Origin of the sequence: Ancylobacter oerskovii, from assembly GCF_018390555.1 — a bacterium.
Classification (GTDB): domain Bacteria; phylum Pseudomonadota; class Alphaproteobacteria; order Rhizobiales; family Xanthobacteraceae; genus Ancylobacter; species Ancylobacter oerskovii.
This window is the reverse complement of sequence record NZ_JAHBGB010000002.1, coordinates 232,613-256,328: the sequence shown is the minus strand read 5'-3', so window position 1 is coordinate 256,328 and position 23,716 is coordinate 232,613. Positions and strand designations below refer to the sequence as shown.

23 protein-coding genes and 1 tRNA gene are annotated in these 23,716 nt (G+C 66.3%); 16 read left to right on the top strand and 8 right to left on the bottom strand.

The features are described from left to right. Positions 1-7 precede the first annotated feature (7 nt). Complete coding sequence (locus KHC19_RS01485; protein ID WP_213350249.1) at positions 8-634, bottom strand: NADPH-dependent F420 reductase; 627 nt, start codon at positions 632-634, stop codon at positions 8-10. Positions 635-749: 115 nt separating this feature from the next. On the opposite strand from KHC19_RS01485, the gene KHC19_RS01480 reads away from it, so the two are divergent. The 8 genes from KHC19_RS01480 (at position 750) to KHC19_RS01445 (ending at position 9,558) form a co-directional block, all read left to right on the top strand. After that, on the top strand, positions 750-1,631 hold the full coding sequence (locus tag KHC19_RS01480) for a LysR family transcriptional regulator (protein WP_213350248.1): 882 nt from the start codon (positions 750-752) through the stop codon (positions 1,629-1,631). Positions 1,632-2,101: 470 nt separating this feature from the next. Next, positions 2,102-3,121, top strand: a complete 1,020-nt coding sequence (locus KHC19_RS01475) for a Zn-dependent oxidoreductase (RefSeq protein WP_213350247.1) — start codon at positions 2,102-2,104, stop codon at positions 3,119-3,121. 57 nt (positions 3,122-3,178) lie between these two features. Beyond that, the gene (locus tag KHC19_RS01470) at positions 3,179-4,153 is read left to right on the top strand and encodes a TRAP transporter substrate-binding protein (RefSeq protein ID WP_343207629.1); all 975 of its coding nucleotides are present in this window, start codon (positions 3,179-3,181) and stop codon (positions 4,151-4,153) included. Between the two features lie 62 nt (positions 4,154-4,215). Further along, the gene (locus KHC19_RS01465) at positions 4,216-4,710 is read left to right on the top strand and encodes a TRAP transporter small permease (protein ID WP_213350246.1); all 495 of its coding nucleotides are present in this window, start codon (positions 4,216-4,218) and stop codon (positions 4,708-4,710) included. Continuing rightward, positions 4,710-5,987 (top strand): TRAP transporter large permease, encoded by a 1,278-nt coding sequence (locus tag KHC19_RS01460; protein WP_213350245.1) that lies wholly within the window; start codon positions 4,710-4,712, stop codon positions 5,985-5,987. Before KHC19_RS01465 ends, KHC19_RS01460 begins: the two co-directional genes overlap by 1 nt. A gap of 13 nt (positions 5,988-6,000) precedes the next feature. Next, positions 6,001-7,503: a mannitol dehydrogenase family protein gene (locus KHC19_RS01455; protein WP_213350244.1), complete on the top strand. Its 1,503-nt coding sequence runs from the start codon at positions 6,001-6,003 to the stop codon at positions 7,501-7,503. Positions 7,504-7,516: 13 nt separating this feature from the next. Further along, on the top strand, positions 7,517-8,704 hold the full coding sequence (uxuA, locus tag KHC19_RS01450) for a mannonate dehydratase (protein WP_213350243.1): 1,188 nt from the start codon (positions 7,517-7,519) through the stop codon (positions 8,702-8,704). A 2-nt stretch (positions 8,705-8,706) separates the two neighbouring features. Beyond that, complete coding sequence (locus KHC19_RS01445) at positions 8,707-9,558, top strand: sugar phosphate isomerase/epimerase family protein (RefSeq protein ID WP_246548178.1); 852 nt, start codon at positions 8,707-8,709, stop codon at positions 9,556-9,558. Here the strand turns inward: KHC19_RS01445 and KHC19_RS01440 are convergent. Together KHC19_RS01440 and KHC19_RS01435 are read right to left on the bottom strand one after the other, a co-directional pair. Next, on the bottom strand, positions 9,546-10,292 hold the full coding sequence (locus tag KHC19_RS01440; RefSeq protein ID WP_213350241.1) for a GntR family transcriptional regulator: 747 nt from the start codon (positions 10,290-10,292) through the stop codon (positions 9,546-9,548). The two genes, KHC19_RS01445 and KHC19_RS01440, sit on opposite strands and share 13 nt — an antisense overlap. 556 nt (positions 10,293-10,848) lie before the next feature. Further along, positions 10,849-10,924 (bottom strand) — tRNA-Ile (locus KHC19_RS01435). A gap of 185 nt (positions 10,925-11,109) precedes the next feature. On the opposite strand from KHC19_RS01435, the gene KHC19_RS01430 reads away from it, so the two are divergent. Then, the gene (locus tag KHC19_RS01430) at positions 11,110-11,844 is read left to right on the top strand and encodes an SIMPL domain-containing protein (RefSeq protein WP_213350240.1); all 735 of its coding nucleotides are present in this window, start codon (positions 11,110-11,112) and stop codon (positions 11,842-11,844) included. Here the strand turns inward: KHC19_RS01430 and KHC19_RS01425 are convergent. Beyond that, positions 11,823-12,737, bottom strand: coding sequence for a diacylglycerol/lipid kinase family protein (locus KHC19_RS01425; protein ID WP_213350239.1), 915 nt, complete (start codon positions 12,735-12,737; stop codon positions 11,823-11,825). The two genes, KHC19_RS01430 and KHC19_RS01425, sit on opposite strands and share 22 nt — an antisense overlap. A gap of 205 nt (positions 12,738-12,942) precedes the next feature. On the opposite strand from KHC19_RS01425, the gene KHC19_RS01420 reads away from it, so the two are divergent. Continuing rightward, positions 12,943-13,335: a hypothetical protein gene (locus KHC19_RS01420; protein WP_213350238.1), complete on the top strand. Its 393-nt coding sequence runs from the start codon at positions 12,943-12,945 to the stop codon at positions 13,333-13,335. 9 nt (positions 13,336-13,344) lie between these two features. Here the strand turns inward: KHC19_RS01420 and KHC19_RS01415 are convergent, their stop codons facing one another. Further along, positions 13,345-14,325 (bottom strand): tetratricopeptide repeat protein, encoded by a 981-nt coding sequence (locus KHC19_RS01415; RefSeq protein WP_213350237.1) that lies wholly within the window; start codon positions 14,323-14,325, stop codon positions 13,345-13,347. Between the two features lie 267 nt (positions 14,326-14,592). Between KHC19_RS01415 and KHC19_RS01410 the strand changes: the two genes are divergently transcribed. The 3 genes from KHC19_RS01410 (at position 14,593) to KHC19_RS01400 (ending at position 18,133) form a co-directional block, all read left to right on the top strand. Next, entirely contained in the window at positions 14,593-16,914 is a 2,322-nt protein-coding gene (locus KHC19_RS01410; protein WP_246548074.1) for a TonB-dependent receptor, read from the top strand. 82 nt (positions 16,915-16,996) lie between these two features. Beyond that, complete coding sequence (locus KHC19_RS01405) at positions 16,997-17,680, top strand: Fe2+-dependent dioxygenase (RefSeq protein WP_213350236.1); 684 nt, start codon at positions 16,997-16,999, stop codon at positions 17,678-17,680. Positions 17,681-17,770: 90 nt separating this feature from the next. Continuing rightward, positions 17,771-18,133 (top strand): DMT family protein, encoded by a 363-nt coding sequence (locus tag KHC19_RS01400; protein ID WP_213350235.1) that lies wholly within the window; start codon positions 17,771-17,773, stop codon positions 18,131-18,133. A gap of 9 nt (positions 18,134-18,142) precedes the next feature. Here the strand turns inward: KHC19_RS01400 and KHC19_RS01395 are convergent, their stop codons facing one another. The 3 genes from KHC19_RS01395 to KHC19_RS01385 form a co-directional block, all read right to left on the bottom strand. Beyond that, entirely contained in the window at positions 18,143-19,309 is a 1,167-nt protein-coding gene (locus KHC19_RS01395; protein WP_343207653.1) for a PQQ-dependent sugar dehydrogenase, read from the bottom strand. 142 nt (positions 19,310-19,451) lie between these two features. Then, entirely contained in the window at positions 19,452-19,763 is a 312-nt protein-coding gene (locus tag KHC19_RS01390; protein WP_213350233.1) for a hypothetical protein, read from the bottom strand. A gap of 142 nt (positions 19,764-19,905) precedes the next feature. Then, entirely contained in the window at positions 19,906-20,538 is a 633-nt protein-coding gene (locus KHC19_RS01385) for a glutathione S-transferase family protein (protein WP_213350232.1), read from the bottom strand. A gap of 149 nt (positions 20,539-20,687) precedes the next feature. Here KHC19_RS01385 and KHC19_RS01380 point away from each other — a divergent pair, with 149 nt between their 5' ends. The 3 genes from KHC19_RS01380 (at position 20,688) to msrP (ending at position 23,634) form a co-directional block, all read left to right on the top strand. Next, positions 20,688-21,890 (top strand): pyridoxal phosphate-dependent aminotransferase, encoded by a 1,203-nt coding sequence (locus KHC19_RS01380; protein ID WP_213350231.1) that lies wholly within the window; start codon positions 20,688-20,690, stop codon positions 21,888-21,890. A gap of 87 nt (positions 21,891-21,977) precedes the next feature. Continuing rightward, positions 21,978-22,472 carry a DUF992 domain-containing protein gene (locus KHC19_RS01375; protein WP_213350230.1) on the top strand — a complete coding sequence of 165 codons (495 nt, stop codon included), beginning with the start codon at positions 21,978-21,980 and terminating at the stop codon, positions 22,470-22,472. A gap of 175 nt (positions 22,473-22,647) precedes the next feature. Further along, complete coding sequence (msrP, locus tag KHC19_RS01370; protein ID WP_213350229.1) at positions 22,648-23,634, top strand: protein-methionine-sulfoxide reductase catalytic subunit MsrP; 987 nt, start codon at positions 22,648-22,650, stop codon at positions 23,632-23,634. Positions 23,635-23,716 lie beyond the last annotated feature (82 nt).

Below are 23,716 nucleotides of genomic sequence, written 5' to 3'. Positions count from 1 at the left end.
GTCACGCTCAGGATTTGATCCAGGCCGGGGCCGCGCTCGTGCCCCAGCCGAGGAAGAAGCCGAACCAGATGTTGATTTCGCCGACAGGCTCCAGATATCGCGAGTTCGACAGCGGACCGGAGTCGATCGGTTCGAACTCGCCCTTCGCCACCAGATCGGAAACTTTCTTCTTGGCGACTTCGTCGTCGCCGGCGACAAACACTTGCACCTTGCGGCCCTCGCGCGATTCCGCCGGTAGCAGCTGCGCGAAGATCGTGTTGAAGGCCTTCACGACCTTGGCTTCGGGCGCAAGCTTCTGAATTTCCTCAGCCGCGGACGTGGTGTGTCCCACCGTCAACGCCTTGAAGTCCTCGGTAATGGGATTTGAGATGTCGACGATGATCTTGCCGGCAAGGCCTCCCGCTTCCCTGATCGCGTCGCCGATCTGAGGATAGGTGACGGCGAGCACGACGATGTCGGCCAGCTTCGCCGCTGCGGCGATGCCTCCGCCCTCGGCGCCATGGCCGATCTCGGCAGCGAGCTGCGCGGCCTTCGCCGGGTCCCGCGATCCGATAACGATTTTCTCGCCCTTGCCGGCAAGCAGTTTGGCGATGCCCGAACCCATCTTGCCGGTACCGATGACAGCGACAGTCATAGCGACCTCCATGTGTGATGCCGAACCTGTCGGCGTTGGAGGGAATATGGATCTCGCCGGGATCGTGATAAATCCGCATCCAGTAGCAACACTGGAAACTGGTGGTTTTTAATCGATGGATCGCCTGACCAGCATGGAGGTATTCGCCAAGGTGGCGGAGGCGGGTTCGTTTTCCGCGGCCGCCGACGCCATGGGCATCTCGGGACCGATGGTGGGCAAGCACATCCGCCTGCTCGAGGAGCATCTGGGCGTCCGGCTGCTGAACCGGACGACCCGACGCCAGAGCCTGACGGATGCGGGCAAGGATTTCCTCGAACGGACGCGGATCGTTCTGGCGGAACTCGAGGCGGCCGAAGCGATGGCGGCGCAAAACCGCGCGGCACCGCGCGGCGAATTGCGCATCAATGCGCCGTTCACCTTCGGCACCTACAGCCTTGCGCCGGTGCTGCCCGATTTCATGGCGCAGTATCCCGACGTCACGATCCGGCTCAACCTGAGCGATCGTCTGGTGGATCTGGTCGACGAAGGCTACGACTGCGTGTTCCGCATCGGACGCCTGTCCGACAGCACGCTTATTGCGCGTGGCCTGCGCCCCCAAGGTTTCCTTGCCTGCGCCTCGACCGACTATCTTCGGCGCCAGGGCGTTCCCTCGTCACCGGAAGATCTGGTGCGGCATGACTGTCTGGGTTTCGCGGGCTCGGTGCTGGAGACGTCCTGGCGTTTCATCGGAGCGTCGGGTGAGGTCGTCGTCCCGATCAAGCCGAAATTCTCGGTCAATAGCGGACAAGCATTGCGGCAGGCCGCATTGGCCGGCTCGGGCATCATCCTCCAGGCCGCAGAGCTTCTCCAGGAAGACATCGCGACCGGCGGCCTCACGCCGATCCTGTCCGATTGGCTGCCGGCAACCCGCCCAAAGCATCTTCTTTTCGCGCCGGACCGACGGATAACCCCCAAGCTCCGGGCATTTATCGATTTTGCGGTTGAGCAATTCGGATAGCCGATCGGGTGCCTCGGCAGACATCGGCGAGACTGGCGGAGGGGCAAATGGTGGCCCGGCAGGACGGATATCACATGGAAATTATTCAATAGAAATAATGATATAGGTTGCCGTTTGTCGGGCATATGCCAACGAATGTGCCAACACAATTCTGCGGCTCGAGCGGGGAGGGGCTTTCAGGCCGCCTCCCACACCCGGTCACTCGCCGTGGCTCGTGAACAGGTTGCCATGGCATATTCCGCCGGCTCCGGACATCGAGACTTGCCTGGAAGCGGACATCCGCGTCGGGGGACGGCTTCGAATATCTTCCGGCAACTAGGCACGGCAACGCCTTGCGAACGGTGACATGCGCCGGACAGTCGGCCGGAATGGCAGATTCCGCGTGACATAAGAGGTCGCCGACCATTGATTGACAACTTGCATACTAGTGTTGCAATGTCGCCTCAAGCCATAAGGCAGGAGGAAGCGCCATGATTGCCGTCAGTGTCGTCCGCCCTCACGATCTGCGCGTCGTCGAGGCCGACATGCCCCCGGTTGAATCAGGCGAAGTGTTGGTCCGTGTGCTGCGTGCTGGGATTTGCGGCTCGGACATGCATATTTTCCACGGCAGCAATCCTTTCGCCCGCTATCCGCGCGTCATCGGCCATGAATTCGCCGGCGAGATCGTCGAGGTCGGCGCGAGCGTCACCGGCTTCAAAGCCGGCGATCGCGTCGTGGTCGATCCGGTGGTCGCCTGCGGCCATTGCTATCCCTGCCGCATCGGCCGCTCGAATGTCTGCGCCCATCTCGAAGTGATGGGCGTGCACCGCGATGGCGGGTTCCGCAACTTCATCGCCGTGCCGGCGGGTAATGCGGTGAAGCTCAAGGCCGAGACCCCCATCGGCATCGGCGCGCTGGCCGAGCCGTTCTCCATCGCCGCCAACATTCTGGAGCGCACCGGCTGCGGGCCGGACGACACCGTGCTGCTCTATGGCGCCGGCACCGTCGGGGTGACGGTGATGCAGGTCGCCAAGATGAACGGCGCCCGCGTCATCGTCGCCGATCCCGACCGGGCGCGGCTGGAGCGCGCGCTCGGCTTCGGCGCCGACAAGGTGCTGGTCTCCGGCGTCGACGACATTCCCGCCCGCGTCGCCCCGGAGACCGACGGCCTCGGCCCGACTCTGGTGATCGACTGCGCCGGGGTTCCCGCGTTGCTGGAGGAAGCCTGCCGCGTCGCCTCTCCGGCCGGGCGCGTCGGGATCATGGGGTTCTCCCCGGCGCCCTGCAACATCTCGCAGCAGGAGATCGTCAAGAAGGAGCTCACGCTCTACGGCTCGCGGCTCAACCGCCGGCTGATCCCAAAGGTGGTCGAGTGGTTGGAGGGCGGCAAGCTGAAGCCCGAGGCGATGATCACCCAGACCTTCGCGGCGAAGGACGCCGCCGCCGCCTTCGAGCTCTTCGAGAAGGAGCCGGGCAAGACCATCAAGATCCAGCTGGATTTCGCGCAGTAACGCCGCTGCCTGTCGGCTTGCTGGCAAGCCGAACATCAAAAAACTGGGAGGAAAGACGTGTTTGCACATCTGAAGAGCGCTATTCTGGCCGGCGCGATGACCGCCGCGCTGTTCGCCGGCACCGCCGACGCCAAGACGGTGATGAAGCTCGGCCATCTCGCCAATGAGCAGAATTCGTGGCACCTCGCCTCGCTGAAATTCGCCGAGGAGGTGAAGAAGCGCACCAATGGCGAAGTCGAGATCCAGGTCTTCCCGAACGACACGCTGGGCAAGGAAGTCGACCTGATCAAGGGCATGCAGTTCGGCACCGTCGACTTCACCATCTCTGGTGAATCCATGCAGAACTGGACGCCCTATGCCTCGCTGTTGGCGGTGCCCTACGCGATCCGCGACCTCGATCACCTGCAGAAGGTGGTGGACGGCCCGGTCGGCCAGAAGATCGCCGAGGAGATCCAGAAGAGCGTCCGCGTCATCCCGCTGACCTATTTCGCCCGCGGCCCGCGCGAGCTGACCTCCAACCGGCCGATCAAGAGCCCCGCCGACCTGCAGGGGCTGAAGATGCGCGTCTCCAACGTGCCGCTGCACGTGGTGTTCTGGAACGCGGTCGGCGCCAAGGCGACGCCGATGGCGTTCTCGGAAGTGTTCACCGGCCTGCAGAGCCACGTCATCGATGCGCAGGAGAACCCGTTGGCGCTGATCCGCTCGGCGAGCTTCAACGAAGTCCAGAAATACGTGAACCTCACCGATCACGTGCGCAGCTGGATCTATCTCGTGGTCAGCGAGCGCAACTTCAACAAGCTGACCAAGGAGCAGCAGGAGGCCATTCGCGAATCCGCCAAGATCGCGCAGGCCTATGAGCGCGAGCTGTTCACCAAGACCGACGCGGAGGACCGCGCCGCCCTCGAGAAGGCCGGCATGGAGTTCGTCACCGTCGACAAGGAGGCCTTCGCCAAGGCCGGCCAGGACGCGGTGTCGAAGGCGCTCGGCGACCAGCTGCGGCCGCTCTACGAGCAGATCCTCTCGACCAAGTGACGCCCTCCCGCGGCGCGGCCCGGGATGGGGCCGCGCCTTCCTGCCTGTCGCGGAGCACCTGGATGCGTACGCTGTTCGAGCTGGCGCTCTGCGCCATGAAGTGGATTTGTCGGATCGGCACGGTGGTCGCGTTCGTCGTGCTGATCGCCGTCGTCACCATGCAGGTGTTGGGGCGGCTGCCGAATGTCTACGTGCCGGCCTGGACGGAAGAAGTCTCCCGCTTCGCGCTGATCCATCTGGTGTCGTTCTCCTGCGGGCTGGCCCTGCTGGACGGCGAGATGGTCAATGTCGACATCGTCACCTCGATGCTGCCGGAGCCGGCGCGAAACCTCGCCGCCAAGCTGGTTGACGTGGTCATCCTTCTGTTCGGCCTCGCCATCATTCCCAGCGCCTGGGTGTATCTGGAGATGAGCCTCGGCGAGCGGGCGCGTTCCTTCGACGCGCCGATGCTGTGGTCCTATGTCGACGTGATGATCATCCCGGTGTGCCTGGTGTTCTTCGCCCTGGCCCGGCTGCTCGGCTATGGCCGTACCCCCACGCTTGAGGAGCTGGTCTGATGCTCGTCGCGCTCCTGTTCGGCACCTTCGCCGCCTGCCTGTTGCTCGGCGTGCCCGTGGCCATCTCGCTCGGCGTCGCCTCGCTGGCCTATCTGCTGGCGGCCGACATCGACCTCACCGTCATCCCGCAGTTCATGTACACCGGCATGGACAGCTTCGTGCTGCTCTGCATTCCCGGCTTCGTGCTCGCCGGCAATTTGATGAACCGCGGCGGCATCACCGACCAGATCGTGCGGTTCTCCAGCGCGGTGCTCGGCCATATTCGCGGCGGCCTCGGCCTCGCCAATGTCGGCGGCTCGATGATCTTCGCCGGCATCTCCGGCACCGCGGTGTCGGAAACCGCCTCGATCGGCGCGGTGATGATCCCGGCGATGAAGAAGTCCGGCTATTCCGCCGGCTTCGCCGCCGCGCTCACCGCCTCGGCCTCCACCGTCGGCCCGATCATCCCGCCCTCGGTACCGATGATCATCGTCGGCACGCTGACCGGCCTGTCGGTGGGACGGATGTTCCTTGCCGGCGCCATTCCCGGCGTGCTGATGGGCCTCGCCATGATGGTGACCTGCTATCTCGTCGCCCGGGCGCGCAACTACCCGAAGGGCGAATGGGCCGGCTTCGGCGAGATCTTCAACTCCGGCAAGGCGGCCTTCTGGGCCATCCTGATGACGGTCATCATCCTCTACGGCATCGTCGGCGGCATCTTCACCCCGACCGAAGCTTCGATCGTCGCGTCGATCTACGCCTTCCTGGTGGGCCTGTTCATCTACAAGGGCTTCCGCCTGCGGGAACTTCCCAAGATCCTGCTCGATAGCGCCGTCGGCTCCGGCGCGCTGATCCTCTTGGTCGGTCTCGCCAACCTGTTCGGCTGGATCCTGACCTCCGAGCAGATTCCGCAGCAGATCGCCGCCTCGATGCTGGCGATGACGGAGAACAAGTACGTCATCATCCTCCTGGTGAACATTCTGCTGCTGATCGTCGGCACCTTCATGGAGACGATCGCCGCGCTGATCATTCTGTTCCCGCCGCTGTTGGCGGTGGCGACGGCGGTCGGCATCGACCCGATCCACTTCGCGATGATCTGCGTCATCAACCTGATGCTCGGCCTGACCACCCCGCCGGTCGGCGTCTGCCTGTTCGTCGCCGGCAACATCGCCCGGGTGCCGCTCGGCACGGTGGCGCGCGAGGTGGTGCCCTTCCTGCTGTGCAACATCCTGGTGCTGATGCTGGTCTCCTTCGTGCCGGCCATCTCGCTGTGGCTGCCCGGCCTGATGTTCGACTGAACCGGAAACACCGATGACCGACACCACGTCTTCCTTCGAGCGCCTCGACCGGCGCAGCCTTCCGCGCGTCCGCGCCCGGCTGCCCGGCTTCGATCCCGCCCGTGTCGGCACCGGTATCGTGCATATCGGGCTCGGCGCCTTCGTGCGGGCCCATGTCGCCGCGTTCAACGACGAGGCGATGGAGGCGAGCGGCGACCTGTCCTGGGGCCTCACCGGCGTCAGCCTGCGCAGCCCCGACCAGAAGGCGCGGCTGGAGCCGCAGGACGGCCTGTACACCGCCGTCGAGCGCGGGCCGGGAGGCAGCCATGCCCGTATCATCGGCTCGCTCACCGCGGCCATCCACGCACCGAGCGAGGGTGAGCGGCTCGCCGCCCTCTTGGCCGATCCCGCGACGCGGATCGTCAGCCTGACCATCACCGAGAAGGGCTATTGCCACGACCCGGCGACCGGACATTTGCGCGCCGATCACCCGGAGATCCGCGCCGACCTCGCGGCCGGAAGCCGGCCCGCCACCGCCCCCGGCCTGATCGTCGCGGCACTGGCGGCGCGCCGCGCGGCCGGTCTCGCGCCGTTCACTGTGCTGTGCTGCGACAACCTGCCGGGCAACGGCCATGTCACCCGTCGCGTCGTCACTGAGTACGCGGCGCTGAAGGGCGAGGCGCTGGCGGTATGGATCGAGCGCGAGGTGGCCTTTCCCTCCACCATGGTCGACCGCATCGTGCCGGCCGTCACGCCGGAAGGCATCGCCGCGACGGCGGAGCTGATCGGCCTGCGCGACGAGGCGCCGGTGCTGCACGAGCCGTTCCGCCAATGGGTGATCGAGGACAATTTTCCGTCCGGCCGCCCGCGCTGGGATCTCGCCGGTGCGCAGATGACGACCGACGTCGAGCCGTTCGAGCTCATGAAGCTGCGCATGCTCAACGGCACCCATTCGGCGATGGCCTATCTCGGCACCCTCGCCGGCGTGGAGACGGTCAGCGCCGCCATCGCCGACCCGGATATCGGCGCCTTCGTCGAGGCGCTGTGGCGCGAGGAGATCATCCCCACCGTGCCGCCGCCGCCCGGTGCCGACCTTGCCGCCTATGCCGCGCAGCTGCGCGCGCGCTACGAAAATCCCGGGGTGCGCCATCTCACGGCGCAGATCGCCATGGACGGCTCGCAGAAGCTGCCGCAGCGCATCCTCGCGCCGATCCGCGACCGCATGGCGGCGGGGCAGGGCATTGAAAGGCTCGCCCTCGTCGTCGCCGCGTTCCTGCGCCATGCGCGCGGCACGAGCGATGCGGGCGCGCCGCTGCGGGTGTCAGATCCGCTGGCTCCGCTTCTGGCGTCGGCCGCGGCGCCCGCCACCGACGCTGCCGGTTACGTGCGCCGCGCCGTCGCCATCGAGCCGATCTTCGGCACGCTGGGCGCGAACCCGACCTTCACCGCCGCCGTCACCGACGCCTATGTCCGGCTGTCGACGCACGGCACCCGCGCCACGCTTCGGGGCCTCGCCCACGCGACCCCCACCCGATAAACCGGAGACTTTCATGGAACAGACCTGGCGCTGGTTCGGCCCCGACGATGCCGTCGAACTGAGGCACATCGTGCAGGCCGGCGCGACCGGCGTGGTCACGGCGCTGCATCAGATCCCCTATGGCGAGGTGTGGACGCCCGAAGAGATCCGCAGGCGCAAGGCGCTGGTGGAAAACCCCGCCCTGGGCCTGCGGTGGAGCGTCGTCGAAAGCCTGCCGATCCACGAGCGCATCAAGCTCGGCGACGGCGACCTCGCGCCGCTGCTCGACAATTACCGTGCATCGCTGCGCAATCTCGCCGCCGAGGGCATCTCGGTCGTCTGCTACAACTTCATGCCGATCCTCGACTGGACGCGCACCCAACTCCATGCGCCGCTGCCGGGCGGCGGCACGGCGCTGCGCTTCAATATCCACGAATACGTTGCCTTCGACCTTCACATCCTGAAGCGTCCCGGCGCCGAGAAGGGTCACTCGCCGGAGGTGCTGGCGCGGGCAGCCGAGTGGTTCGCGCGCTCCAGCGAGACGGATCGCGACGGGCTGCTCACCAACATCATGGCCGGCCTGCCCGGCGCCTATGACCGCTATGACGTGCCGCAGCTCCGTGCCATGCTGGAGCGCTATGACGAGGTCTCGCGCGAGGACCTGAAGGCCAACTACAAGCACTTCCTCGAGGAGATCATCCCGACCGCCGAGGAATGCGGCCTCCGCCTGTGCGTGCATCCCGACGATCCGCCGCGCAGCCTGTTCGGGCTCGACCGGATCGTGTCGAATGCCGAGGACATCGCCTTCATCCTCGGCTGCGTGCCCTCGCCGTCAAACGGCTTGACGCTGTGCTCCGGCTCGCTCGGCGCCAATCCGGCCAATGACGTGCCGGCCATCGCCGCCCGCTTCGCCGACAAGATCCACTTCGCCCATTTGCGCAACGTCCGCAAGGACGCCGACGGCTCGTTCATGGAGGCCGACCATCTCGGCGGCGACACCGACATGGTGAAGCTGGTGCGCACGCTGATGGCCGAGGAACGCCGTCGCAAGGCGGAAGGCCGCGCCGACTGGGAAATTCCCATGCGCCCGGACCATGGCCACGAGCTGATCGACGATGCCGGCCGAAAGACCCACCCTGGCTACCCGATCATCGGCCGGCTGCGCGGGCTCGCCGAATTGCGCGGCGTGATGGCCGCCATCGATCAGCTGGAAGGCGCGTGACCATGCCGAACCGCTCGATCCACTCCTTCTCGTGGATACCCGGCTGGTCCGCCGAGGCGGCCGACTATGTCGCGCCCCGTGCCGCCGCCGCCGGCTTCGACCATGTAGTGGTGCCGTTGCGCGACCATGCGGTGATCGACGCCCCGGCCATCGCGCGCACATTCGGTGCGCATGGCATCACCGCGGTCGGCTCGGCCAACCAGCTGCCCACCGCCGACATCACCAGCGCCGATCCGGCGATCCGCAAGGCGGGGATCGAGCGGCACCGCGCCGCGCTGCGCCTCGCGCGAGACATGGGTGCCATCCATGTCGGCGGCATCACCTACGGGCTGTTCGGCAAGGCCGACGCCGTCGCCACGCCCGACATGCGCCAGCGCAGCGCCGAGGCGCTGGCCGAGATTTCCGAGGAGGCGAAAGGCTTCGGCCTGCGCTTCGCGATGGAAATGCTGAACCGCTACGAGACCAACATGCTGACCACGGTGGAGGAGGGGCTGGCCTTTCTCGATCTGGTCGGCCGCCCGGCCAATCTCTGGCTGCATCTCGACACCTTTCACATGAACATCGAGGAAGCCGATCCGATGGCGGCGCTGGAAGCCGCTCTACCGCATCTCGCCTATTTCGAGCTCGACCAGAACGATCGCGGGCTGCTCGATCGCGGACAGATCGACTTCGCGCCGTTCCTCGCCCGGCTGAAGGCAGCGGGCTACGATAAGCTGATCGGCGTCGAGGCATTCTCCTCGGCAGTGAGTGGACCGGACGTGGCGCGCGGCGTCGCCGCCTGGCGGCCGCTGTTCCGCGACGGCGACGAGGTGGCGCAGAGCGGGCGCCGCATCCTCGATCGTCACGGGCTCTGAGGCGCGTCGAGATCGTCGATGATCAGATCCGGGTGACGTTCGGCGAGTTCGAACGTCACCTTGAGCACTTCCGACAGGTGGATCTTTACCGCCTCTTCCGCCGCCACCGGATCGCGGGTGCGCACCGCCTCCAGCATGGCGCGGTGCTGGCCGATCAGCGTGTCGATCGGCGTCACATTGGGCAGGCTGAGGAAGCGGATCCGGTCGAACTGCGCCTTCTCCTGTTCCAGCACCGTCCACAGGTCGCCCATGCCGATGCCGTCGGCGAACAGCCGGTGAAAGGCGTCGTCGGCGCGGGTGAAGCGCTCCGGGTCGGCCTCGGCCGCCACCTGCTCGTCGATGACATCCTCCGCCGCGCCCATCAGCGCGCGCGACAGGCCCTGCTCGGCGGCGCTTCGGAAGATGGCGACTTCCAGCGCCAGGCGCAGGAACCGCGCCCGCTGCACGCCTTTCAGCGAGATATAGGTGATGTAGGTGCCGCGCTGGGGCAGCACCGCGATCAGCCCCTGATCGACGAGACCGAGCAGCGCCTCCCGCACAGGGGTGCGGCTGGTGCCGAAGCGGGCGGCCAACTCGTTCTCCGAGACGCGCGTGCCCGGTTTCAGCTTCAGGGCGATGATGTCGCGGCGGATCGCATCGCGAATGCTGGCGGTCGACGGTGGCGCGCCGACGAGTTGTCCATCCTCGCCGCGCCGAATGCCGTCGAACTTGCCCAGGCGAGAGTCGCTGCCCATTGCATCACCCGATAAGAAAACGCGATTCTAATATGTAGAAAACTAGTATGCAAGTTTGCGGCCGGGGATGGCAACGGCTTCGACCTCCTGCACACCGCGAAAACCGGGCCGCCGACGCAAGGTGATTCGTCGGACATTCCCGGCCCGACAGCAAGACCGCCGCACCGGACCGGTCGGATGTGCGTACAGATCGACTGTTTCCGGGATGTCGGACGCAATCTTCATGCGTCTCCTGTTGGAGCCACAACGGGAGGGTCCCATCGTTATCTGGCGGTCACCGGCACCCGTAGCGGAAAGGATTCATGAAGTTCTTCGGCAAGTTGAATCTTGTGCGGCTCTTGCTGGCCTCATCGCAATAACAGGGCCGACACTGACTCAACAACCCACCTGCTTCCGCATCGATGCCGACGACATGGCGAGGATTTATCATCTAGTCGGCGAGCTGATTGCCAATGCAATTTCGGCGGCCGGCAACAAGCGTCTTCTGCTGTATCGGTCGAAATGCGCCCGACGATCGCAGTGCACGTCTCGCGCCAACGCTCCCTTGACGGCAAAGTGGTGGGCCCGGCAGGACTCGAACCTGCAACCAGACCGTTATGAGCGGCCGGCTCTAACCATTGAGCTACAGGCCCGCCGCGGAGCGCGAGCGGCTCCGAGAAAGGCGGCGAACGCTAGCAAATACCCATCGCGGCGCCAACACTCGGTCGACCTGTCCCTCGCCTTCGTCCACCGCCGTATTCCCGCCGCCATTGGGAGATGCTTTCGTCTGCTGCCGCTGCGTCGGCGCGATACCATCCTTGTTTCGGGGAATGTGCATATGAAACTCGCCAAGGCCGCCTTTGCCGCCACCCTCGTCTCCGCCAGTCTGATCGGTGGCATGTCGTCCCTTGCCGCGCAGGACATGTCCAACCCGTCCCGGCGGCCGACGCTGACCATCACCGGCGAAGGCCGCGCGACCGCCGTCCCCGACATGGCGCGCTTCTCCACCGGCGTCGTCAGCGAGGGCAAGACCGCGCGCGAGGCGCTCGATGCCAACAGCAAGGCGGTGGCCGAGATGATCGCGGCGCTCAAGGAAGCCGGGCTCGAGCCGCGCGACATCGCCACTTCCGGCTTTTCGGTGCAGCCGCAATATGCGCCGCCCAAGAAGGATTCCACCGAGCCTCCGCGTGTGACCGGCTACCAGGTGCAGAACACTGTTTCGGTGAGGCTGCGCGATCTCGCGCGTCTCGGCGACCTGCTCGACAAGATGGTGACCTCCGGCGCCAACCAGATCGGCGGCATCGCCTTCGAGATCGCCGATCCGTCCAAGCTGGAGGACAAGGCGCGGGTGGCGGCGGTGGAGGACGCCCGGCATCAGGCCGAGCTGATCGCCCAGGCGAGCGGCGTGCGGCTGGTGCGGGTGCTCACCGTCACCGGCAATGGCGGCGTGCGGCCGATGGCGCGGGCCATGGCGGCGCCGATGATGATGAAGGCCGATTCGGTGCCGGTCGAGGCGGGCGAGGCGGAGATCCAGGCCAGCGTCACCGTCTCCTATGAGATCGAGGCCCGCTGAGGCGTCGTCTCCGGGATCAGCAGTTCCAGCGCCTGCGGCATCACACGATAGTGAAGCGGCAGGCGCTCGCGCGCCAGTTCGCCATCGGTCGACACCCAGGTGCGCCGCCGCCCGCCGCGACGGATGACGATGTCGCGGCCGGTCAGGCTGATGATGCCGGGATTGTCGCGCCAACTGTCCGTCACCATGTCGGCGCCGGCCTTCAGCCTGGCGAGAGCGCCGCGGTCCTCGGCGATGTGCACTTCGAGCAGCCCGTCGTCGAGGTGTCCGCGATGCCAGCCCGGTCCGGTGAAGCGGTTGACGGTGATCAGTGCCGAGAAGGCCGCGAAATGCCGCTGTCGTCCGTCGACCTCGACATCGATATGGATGCGGCCGGTGCGCCGCAGGGCGAGAAAGGCGGCGATCGGCACCGCGAAGAAACGGCCGAGCCCCCAGCGACGCGCGGTTTCCCGCGCTCGCGCCATCTGGCTGAAGAAGCCGAAGCCAGAGATGGTGTGGAACCGGCGCCCGTTCAGCGTTCCCATGTCGATACGATGCGGGCGGGCGGTGTCGAGCGCGTCGAGCGCGGCGCCGAGATCGGTCGGCATACCGATGTCGCGAGCCAGCAGGTTCATGGTGCCGAGCGGCAGAATGCCGAGCGCCTTGCCGGAATTCTCATGGCAGCGTGCCGCCAGGCTGACGCTGCCGTCGCCGCCGCCGACGATCACCGTGTCGTGCGGGCCGCGTCCGCTGGCGCGGATGGCGCGGAGCAGCGGCTCGCCGGCGAGCAGCCGGACCTCGACCTCGCGCCCGTCACGGGAAAGCCGCTCTACGACCTCCCGGCACACCGCTTCGCCGTCGCGATGCTGGAGGGTGCCCGCCTTCGCGTTCAGCAGGACGAGGACATGGCGCATTGGCGAATCCGGGAATGGCGGAGGGGAGGGAGGAGGAGGGTTCAACGACGGGCAGGTCGGCAACGACGGCGGGGGCACGCCGGTTCCGAACGCGGCCCGTGGAGCCGGAGGGAGCGAGGTGGGCGAGGAGGTGGCATTGCAGGCTCGACGCGAAGGAGAAACACCGATTAGGGTGCGACGATGGCAGGGCGGGGAACGGCCGGCAATGGCTCAGATCGGCGGACAATCCATGCTGCGCCTGCGGGCGGGTTTCCTGGTGCTCGCCGCGCTCGCCTATCTCTCCTTCGTGGTGGGGCGCTGGATGGCGACGCTGTTCTCGCTGGGCTTCCTGTGGGCGGCGGCGATCGGGATCGCGGTCGCGCTGCTTCTGGCGCTGGCCGCCAGCCGGCTCGACCGCAACGCCTATCTTGTCATCGCGGCGGTCGTGACGCTGTTCGGCGCCTTCACCGCCTTCGATTTCGCGCGCGGGCCGGTCGATCTGTCGCAGGGCATGGCGGCGTTCCTCGCTCTCATTGCCGCGGTGCTGCTGGCGGCGGCCTTCTGGGATTTCGCCAATCTCCTGCGTGAATTCCGCGCCTGGGCGGAGAGGCGTGGCTGAGGGCACGTCCTAGCCGACCCGGCCCAACAGGGCGCGGATGGCCCGTGCCAGCCGGGGTGCAGCCTTCACCGACGGGCGACGGGCGGCGCCTGCCTCGTCGGTGCTACGGGCCAGCCTGTCATGTTCCTCGATCCGTCGCGCCTGTGCGAAGGCGGCCCGTGCCGCTTCCGGCTGCGCCAGGCCGCCCAGCCCCTCGGCGAGGGCGGTGGCATAAGCCCGCTGGTCCTGCGCGGTGCCGCTCTCGCAGGCGCGCTTCAGCGCCAGCAGGGCGAGGGTGCCGAGCGCCGGATCCGCGCTGGTGCGCAGGCCGTCGCCGGCAAGGCGGCAGAAGGCCGGTACGGCGTTTTCGAGGCTTCGGCGCATCCAGCCGAGACCTTCCTCCCGCCGGCCGGCGGCCAGCAGGAGGCGCCCATGGTCGAACTGGCCGCGATAGTCGCCGCCTTCGGCGCCGCGCCGATACCAGCGACGGGCGGCGGCGGGGCGTGCCGGCCTTTCCCAGCCATTCTCGAGGTAGCGCCCGACCATGGTGGCGGCCTTGGCGTGACCCCTGCGGGCGGCACGCACATACAGCGCCAGCGCCTGTCGGCGATCGGGCGGCACGCCGTTGCCGGCGAGCAGCAGCCCGGCGAGATTGAACTGCCCCCAGGCGTCGTCCTTCTGCGCGGCCTGGCGATAGAAGTCGGCGGCTCGGGCCGGGTCGACCGGGGTGCCCCAGCCATGCTCATGGCATCGCCCCACCATGTTGAGGCCTTCCGCGCTGCCGGCCTGCGCGGCGATGCCGAACCAGCGCAGCGCCGTTGCGGCATCGCGCGCCGTGCCGGTACCGTCCAGCAGCATCTGTCCCCAGGCAAGCTGCGCATTGACGAGGCCGTTGAGCGCACCGGCCTGAACCCAGCGGGCGGCCGATTGCGGGCTTTCGGCGATGCGGTTCCTTATCTCATCGACGCCCAGGCGCTTGAGCGTCGCAAGGGAAATCCAGTCGTCGGCCATGCAGGATCACGATCTTGCGAATGAGGGAGATTGTGTCGTTAGGGTAACAGTGGCGCTTAGGTGGTTTGATTGCGACGGAAATAGGGCATGAAATCGTTTAGTGGCAAGGAGTTTGGAATTTCATTTTCTTTTAAAGAATTAAAAACTGGATAAGTCTGGCATTACAGGGAAGATCAGTTTTTGAATCTCTAAAAAACATAGGATTTGAACTGGGTTGGACTCTTCATTTATCCGACATCATGCGACGTGCTAGCAGGGGTTGGACGAATGACGAAGATGAAGACGCTCAGGCCATCGATGCCGGGGGCTGCGTTGACCACCGGCCTGGCGATGACCATGTCGGCGATACCGTTGCTGGATGCGCAGGCCCAGCAGGCCGCGCCCGCTCCCGGCACCACGGAAGAGCTGCCCACCGTCACCGTCGAGGGGGAGAACGCCCCGGCTAACTCGCTGGAGGCGACGACCGGCATCGCCCGGCTGCCGGGCACGATCCAGGACACCCCGCAGACCATCACCGTCATCTCGCAGGAAACGATGCAGCAACAGGGCGTGACGACGCTCGAGCAGGCGCTGCGCAACGTTCCCGGCGTCACCACCAGCATCGGCGAAGGTGGCGGCGGCATGAACGGCGACCAGTTCCGCATCCGCGGCTTCCAGGCCAAGGGCGACATCTTCGTCAACGGCCTGCGCGATTTCGGCGTCTATACCCGCGACAGCTTCGCCTATGAGAGCGTCGAGGTGTTCAAGGGCTCGTCTTCGGAAAGCTTCGGCCTCGGCACCACCGGCGGCGCCATCAACGCCACGCTGAAGCAGGCGCATCTCGGCGACAAATACGATGTCGAGGGCCAGTTCGGCACCGGCCCGCTTTATCGCGGCGTGTTCGACATCAACAAGCAGCTCAACGAGTCGACGGCGTTTCGTATCGTCGGCATGGTCAACGAGCAGGACATCGCCGACCGCGACCATGTGGAGTCGAACCGTTACGGCTTCCTCGCGGATCTCGGCTTCGGCCTCGGCACCGATCAGACGCTGCACATCAACTACCTGTACCAGCACGGCAACCGCACGCCGGACTATGGCGTGCCGATCGTGACGCCGCGCTTCTCGGACGTTGCCAAGGTCGGCGCGCTGGGCCAGCCGGTGACCGAATGGGGCGTTCCGCGGTCGACCTTCTACGGCAAGGTAACCGATCAGGACGTCACCGATACCAATATGCTGACGGTGAGCTTCAACAAGGAAGTCAACAACTGGTTGACCTTCAACAACGATACCCGGGTCGGCTATTACACCCGCGACTTCGCGACCACCGTGCCGGGCTGTGCGAACACCCCCTCGGGTGTGACCAATCCGACGGAACAGCAGTATGAGACGACCTGCACGGGGCAGTTCTTCAACGGACTGAACCCGGCCATCGCCTTCGGGGGCGGTAATCCCGGCTATTATCAGGAGACGTGGAGCGCGCAGAACGTCTCGACGCTGACCGCCAAGTTCAACACCGGCGGGCTGCGCCATGAGTTGGTCGCCGGCCTCGACGTGAACACCACGAACAGTGACCGCACCCTGATCTCGGTCAATGGCAACAAGGGAACCTCGACGATCTACGATCCGATCTTCGAGAACACGACGGGCTACAATCTCTTCTCCAATCCGTGGGCCAATAACGGGCAACGCTATTCCAGCGCCAACGACGTTGGTCTGTTCATCAGCGACCGCGTCTGGTTCACCGAGCAGGTCTCGCTGCTCGCCGGTGCGCGCTATGACAACTACACCGCGGATTATCGCTACTGGTTCGTGGACACGGCAACGAATACTCGCGAATGGCGGAATGAGGACAGCAAGACGGATTTCTGGAGTCCGAAGCTGAGCCTTATCTGGGAGCCGACGGCGTTCCAGACCTATTACGTATCGTGGGCGAAGTCGTTCACGCCGCAGGGTGCCTTCCCGAGCAACGATGTCACCGTCATCAACCCGGAGCAGGACAACCTGGAGCCGGAAGACAACGAAACCTATGAGGCCGGCTTCAAGGTGTCGTTCCTTGAGGGCAAGCTGGGCGTTACCGGCGCGATCTTCCAGACCGACAAGAGCAACGCCTTCTATACCAACCCCGATACGGGCGACTCCATTCCCACGGGCGAGACGCAGCGCGTGCGCGGCGTGGAGCTCGGCCTGACCGGCAACATCACCCCGGCGTGGACCGTCCAGGCGGGCTATGCCTATTACGACAGCGAAGTGCTGACCTCGACGACCGACACCTATGTCGGCAATGCGGTCGCTTTCGTCTCGCCGAACAACTTCACCCTGTGGACCACCTATAATCTCAGCACGTTGTGGACGCAGATTCCGGGTGAACTGCTGGTCGGCGGCGGTATCACCTATGCCGACGAATATTACACCAACAGCGCCAACACCTCGATCATCCCCGACACGTTCTCGTTCGATGCCCTCCTGTCCTACAAGCAGGGCAATTACCGGGTGGCCCTCAACGGCTACAACCTGACGGACGAGCTGAACTACAGCACCGGCTTCGGCAATCGTGCGGTGCCGGCGTCGGGCCGCACCTTCACCCTCACGGTGGGCGCGACGTTCTGAGCGTCCGCCGTTCCAAAGACCGTCTCACTTCGGGGGAGGGCAGGCCACGCCTGCTTTCCCCTTCTTTCATTCGGATAAGCCCATGCTCGTGACCATTCCCGACGTGCTGACCCGCGACGAGGTCGCCTATTGCCGCCGCGTGCTGGAAGCCTCGCAATGGGTGGATGGCCGCACCACGGCCGGGGCGCAGGCGGCGAAGGCGAAGAACAACCTGCAGATCCCGGAGGATTCGAAGGAGGCCCGCGAGCTCGGCGACATCGTCCTGCGGGCGCTCGGCCGCAACCCGGTGTTCAATTCCGCGGCCATGCCGCTGCGCGTGCTGCCGCCGATGTTCAACCGCTACGATGTCGGCATGGAGTTCGGCGCCCATGTGGACAGCGCCATCCGTGCCATTCCGGGCACCGGCATGCGCATGCGGGCCGACGTGTCGAGCACGCTCTCGCTCACCGACCCGGAGGAGTATGACGGCGGCGAGCTGGTCATCGAGGACACGTTCGGCGGCCATGAGGTGAAGCTGCCGGCCGGCCACATGGTGGTCTATCCGTCGAGCAGCCTGCACGCGGTGCGGCCGATCACCCGCGGCAGCCGCTGGGGCAGCTTCTTCTGGACGCAGTCGATGATCAAGGACGACGGCCGCCGGGCGCTGCTCTACGATCTCGACGTCGCCATCGTGCAGACCCGCGAAGTGGCGCCGATCGATTCCCCCGCGGTGCTGTCGCTGACCAACGTCTATCACAACCTGCTGCGGCAATGGGTGGAAATGTGAGGCTGCCGGTCACGCGCCGGCGCCGGCTGCCGCATTGACGCCGTGGTGGCGGACGCTATCTGTCGCCGGTTCCTCCCGCGAGAGATATCCATGCCCGCGCTCACGTCGTTCATTCCGCCGTCGGTGTTGCCGATCCTGCTGCTGACCGCCTCCAACGTCTTCATGACCTTCGCCTGGTACGGGCATCTCAAGCACAAATCGGCGCCGCTCGTCATCGCGGTGCTGGCGAGCTGGGGCATCGCCTTCTTCGAGTACTGCCTCGCGGTGCCCGCCAATCGCTACGGCTCGGCCGTCTATGCCACCGCCGAGCTCAAGACGATGCAGGAGGTCATCACTCTGGTGGTGTTCGCCGGCTTCTCGGTGTTCTGGCTGAAGGAGCCGCTGGGCTGGAACCATGCCATCGGCTTCGCCTTCATCGCACTCGGCGCGTGGTTCATCTTCCAGAAATGGTAGGCGAGGGCCTCACTCCGCCGGCGCCAGCCGCAGCAGCCGGCCGTCGCCCGGGTCGTCGGTGAGCAGCCAGAGCGCGCCGTCCGGTCCCTGCCGCACGTCGCGGATGCGCGCGCCGAGATCCGCGAGCAGCGGCTCCTCCTCCACCACGCGCTCGCGCGAGGGATCGAGTTTCAGCCGCACCAGCCGCGTGCCCGAGAGGCCGCCGGTGAACAGGTCGCCCTTCCAGCGCGGGATCAGGCTGCCGGTATAGAAGGCGAGCCCAGCCGGCGAGATGGACGGATCCCAATATTTTACCGGCTGCTCCATGCCCGGCTTTTCCGTGCCCTCGCCGATCGTCGCGCCGGAATAGTCGCGCCCATAGGTGATCACCGGCCAGCCGTAATTCTTGCCGGCTTCGGGGTGGTTCAACTCGTCGCCGCCGCGCGCGCCGTGCTCCACCGTCCAAAGCCGCCCGGTCTGCGGATCGATCGCCGCGCCCTGCACGTTGCGGTGGCCGAAGCTCCAGATCTCCGGCCGTGCATTGGCCGTCTTGGCGAAGGGATTGTCGGCCGGGGCCGAGCCATCGGGGTTGATGCGCACGATCTTGCCGATATGGGTCGAGAGCTTCTGCACCTCGGGGCGCAGCGAATAGCGGTCGCCGAGGGTGACGAACAGCGTGCCGTCGCGGCCGAAGGCGAGGCGCGAGCCGTAATGGCTCGATCCGCCCGCCGCTGGCTGCTGGCGGAAGATCACCTCGACATTCTCCAGCCGGGGACCGCCGCCATTCTCGGTGAGCTTGGCGCGGGCGACGCTGGTGCCCGATATGCCCTCGCGCGGTTCGGCATAGGAGAAATACACCAGCCGGCTGGTGTCGAAATCCGGTGCCACCGCGATGTCGAGCAGGCCGCCTTGGCCGCTGGCATAGACCGGCGGCACGCCGGCCACCGGCGCCGAGATGGTTCCCGAGCGGCTGACGATGCGCAGTCGACCGGGCCGCTCGGTCACCAGCATGCGCCCGTCCGGCAGGAAGGCGAGGCCCCAGGGTGTCTCGAATGGTCCGGCAACGGTCTCCAGGCTCATCTTGCCGGCGGAGGTCTGCAGGCTGACGGGCGCGGCGTCCTGTGCCGATGCCGAGGCCGGCGCCGAGACGCCGATGAGCGCGAGGGAGAGGAAGGCGGCGAGACGAAAGCGGCGGATCACGATGCTCTCCGATTGGCCTGCCGGCCGGTCGAGGTGACGCATCGTTAGAGCAGGCGGGGCGGGGCAGGCAATGGCTCGGCGGGCGGTTCGGCCGGCGGCGCGGTCAAACCCGCGTCACCGGCCCCGGCGGAAGCCGGGCTCAGCCCTGCCGGCGCCGATAGCGCGGCTCGGCCGGCTGCAGGGTGTTGCGCAGCATGTAGCTCGACAGGCCGCACAGGGCGACGAAGGCGGCAAGCAGCACGGCGCCGATGGTCAGCCGCCCGCTGGGATCGACATTGTCGAGCACGCCCATTTCCATGGCGGAAGCCGTGTGAAGCCCGAACAGGCACAGCACCGCCACGATGGCGAGGGTGAGGGTCAGCACCACGCCGGCTTCCATCAGCGCGCGGCGAAAGCGGCGGACCGAGGTGTGCTTCACCTCGGCGACGGCGACGACATCGTGGTGCGACATGGCGAAACCCTCATCCGTCCGGCGACGGAGCATTCCGTTGCGATGGAGAGGAGCTTCGATGCCGAACGCGGCTCGCCTTCGACGGTATTCGGGCGATGCCGCGCGATTTCGGGGCGATTTCGCGGCAGGAGGTTAAGGCCCGTTAACCGACGGCTTCCGTGACCCGAGGGCGCCAGTCCATGTCGACATGGCCGGGCTGCGCGGCCACCCGCTCCAGCCATTCCCGTACCGCCGGAAAGGGGGTGAGATCGAAGTCGCCTTCATCCGCCACATGGGTATGGGCGTAGAGGGCGATGTCGGCGATGGTGAGCACCGAATCGACGAAGAAATTGCGACGCTGCAGATGCCGGTCCATGACCCGGAGCGCCCGGTAGCCTTCCTCCATCCAGCGGTCGACGTCATGGGTGCGCAACTCGCGACCGCCGCGCACCAGCTTCAGCCAGAAGCGGGCGGCGGCGATGGCCGGCTCGTGCGAATGCTGCTCGAAGAACATCCAGCGCAGCACCTCGGCCCGGGCGAGCCGGTCGGCTGGCAGCAGCGGCGTTCCCTCGGCGAGGAAGAACAGGATGGCGTTGGATTCGGGCAGGAAGCGCCCGCCCGGCATTTCCAGCAGCGGCACCCGGCCCTCCGGGTTCTTCATCAGGAATTCCGGCGTGCGATTCTCGCCGCGCAGCAGGTCGACATCCACGAGTTCGAAAGGCGTGGCGAGCCGCGCCAGCAGCAGCCGCACCTTGTAGCAGTTGCCGGAACTCTGCATCGCATGAAGCTTGAGCACGGGGGCAATCCAGGGAAGGCCGGCAACGGCGGGGACAATCGCGGCAGCTTACCGCATCGATAGGTGCGTTGTGAGGTGGGGAAAGACTTGCCGCCGTGCAAGGGCTCGACTAGTTGTCGCGCGCAAAACATCCAATACGGAGTCCGGCCATGAGCCTCGTATCCGCCGCCATGAAGCGCATCAAGCCTTCCGCGACCATCGCCATTTCCAACAAGGCGCGGGTGCTGAAAGCGGAAGGCCGCGACATCATCGCGCTGTCGGCCGGCGAGCCGGACTTCGAGACGCCGGACAATGTGAAGGAAGCCGCGATCAAGGCGATCCGCGACGGCCAGACCCGCTATACCGCGGTGGACGGCATCCCGGAGCTGAAGGCGGCGATCGTCGCCAAGTTCAAGCGCGAGAACGGCCTCACCTACAAGCCGAGCCAGATCACCGTCGGCACCGGCGGCAAGCAGGTGCTGTTCAACGCGCTGCTCGCCACGGTCGACGCCGGCGACGAGGTCATCATCCCGGCGCCGTACTGGGTGAGCTACCCGGACATCGTCAACTTCGCCGGCGGCACCCCGGTGGCGGTGGAGACGACGCTCGAGGACAATTTCAAGCTTCGTCCCGAGGCACTGGAAGCGGCGATCACCCCGAAGACCAAGTGGCTGATCTTCAACTCGCCGTCCAACCCCTCCGGCGCGGCCTACAGCTATGACGAGCTGAAGGCGCTCACCGACGTGCTGGTGAAGCATCCGCATGTGTGGATCCTCACCGACGACATGTATGAGCACCTCGTCTATGACGACTTCAAGTTCGTCACCCCGGCGCAGGTCGAGCCGGCGCTGTACGACCGCACCCTGACCATGAACGGCGTATCGAAGGCCTATTGCATGACCGGCTGGCGCATCGGCTATGCCGGCGGGCCGGAAGAGCTGATCAAGGCCATGGGCACGCTGCAGTCGCAGTCCACCTCCAACCCCTCGTCCATCGCCCAGTGGGCGGCGGTCGAGGCGCTGAACGGCCCGCAGGACTTCATCGCCGAGAACAACAAGTCGTTCAAGGAGCGCCGCGACCTCGTGGTCTCGATGCTCAACCAGGCGAACGGCCTCACCTGCCCGAAGCCGGAAGGCGCGTTCTACGTCTATCCGTCCTGCGCCGGTGTCATCGGAAAGACGACACCGTCGGGCAAGGTGATCATCGACGACGAGGTGTTCGCGACCGAACTTCTCGACGCCGAGGGCGTTGCCGTGGTGCATGGTTCCGCCTTCGGCCTTGGTCCGGCGTTCCGCATTTCCTATGCGACCGCCACCAAGGATCTGGAAGAGGCCTGCCTGCGCATCCAGCGCTTCTGTGGCTCGCTGCGCTGAGGTAGTCATATGGGGCGGCCGGTAATCGCCGGCCGTCTTCAAGGGTCCCGTTTCCGGCGCAGGGCGCCCGGTTCAAGGAGATCGATCATGTTCCGCAAATATGTGACGCTCGGTGCCTTCGCGGCGACGCTGGTTGCCGGCTTTGGCGGCATCCTGGCGACGCCGGCTTCCGCCCAGCAGATCAACCGCGTGCAGGTTGGCACGCTGGAGTGCACCGGCTCGAAGTCGGTGAGCTTCATCATCGGCTCGAAGCGCACGCTGGATTGCCGCTTCGTCACGCGCCGCGGTGCGCGTTACGCCTATGAAGGCACCATTCGCCGCTGGGGCCTCGACATCGGCATCACCGGCCGCAACGCGCTGATCTGGGGCGTGTTCGCGCCGACCACCCGCATCGATTCCAGCGATCTCGCCGGCCGCTATGCCGGTGTGTCGGGCAGCGTGGCACTGGGCGTCGGCCTCGGCGGCAATGCGCTGCTGGGCGGCTCCAGGAACACCATCGCCCTGCAGCCCTTCAGCGTCGAAGGCCAGACCGGCGTCAATCTCGCCGTCGGCGTCGGCGACCTGACCCTGCGGCCGAACTGATCGAGCCTTTCTCGTGCATGAGGGACGGCCCGGCGTCGAAAGATGCCGGGCCGTTTTCTGTTTGCACGCCGTGGAAGCGGTTCGACTGACGTGCACGGGGAGTTGACGCGGCGGGCGGGTAACGACCGGTGCTTTTCCGACGTATCCTCTACGTGCCAGTTGATGGGAGACGATCATGCTGATCCGCCGCCACCGCCCATGGGAGTTGCCGGAAAGCGCCGCCACGCCCGAAGCCGTCTATCTGTCGCGTCGCCATCTTCTCGGCGCCGGGGCAGGCCTCCTGGCGGCTGCCGGAGTTGGGCTTCCCGCGACCGCGGCGCCCACGCCGGGCAATCCCGACCTCGATCCGACCAAGGATCTCTACCCGGCGAAGCGGAACGAGGCCTTCACCCTCGACCGGCCGGTCACTCCGGCGGAGATTTCCGGCAACTACAACAATTTCTACGAATTCGGCTCCGACCGCCGCAACTATCAGGTCGCCGACATCGCCGAGCGCATGCCGCGCCGGCCCTGGACGGTGAAGATCGACGGGCTGGTGGAGACGCCGCGCGAGGTCGGCATCGACGACATCATCCGCGCCATGTCGCTGGAGGAGCGGCTCTATCGCCATCGCTGCGTCGAGGCCTGGTCGATGGCGGTGCCGTGGACCGGGTTCCCCGTGCGGGCCTTCGTCGACTACGCCAAGCCGCTGTCGGGGGCGAAGTACATCCGCATGGAGACCTTCGTGAACCCGGCGGTCGCCCCGGCGCAGAACCGCTTCATCTATCCCTGGCCCTATGTCGAGGGCATCACCATGGCCGAGGGGATGAACGATCTCGCCTTCTTCGTCACCGGCGTCTACGGCAAGCCGGCGCCCAACCAGTATGGCGCGCCGCTGCGCCTCGCCCTGCCGTGGAAATACGGCTTCAAGTCGGTGAAGTCGATCGTGCGGATCTCCTTCGTCGCCGAACGGCCGGTCGGGCTGTGGGAGCAGGTACAGGGCCGCGAATACGGCTTCTGGGCCAATGTGAACCCGGAGGTGCCGCATCCGCGCTGGAGCCAGGCCAGCGAGCGCGACATCGGCACCGGCGAGCGGCGCCCGACCCTGCTCTATAACGGCTATGGCGAGCAGGTCGCCGGCCTCTATGCCGGCATGGACAAGACCGAGAAGCTGTTCATGTGACTGATCGACCGGGCAAATCGTCGCCCGGTCGATGACGGCCCTTGCCTCCGGCGGTCGGGACGGCCACCTTGCGGTGGCGCGA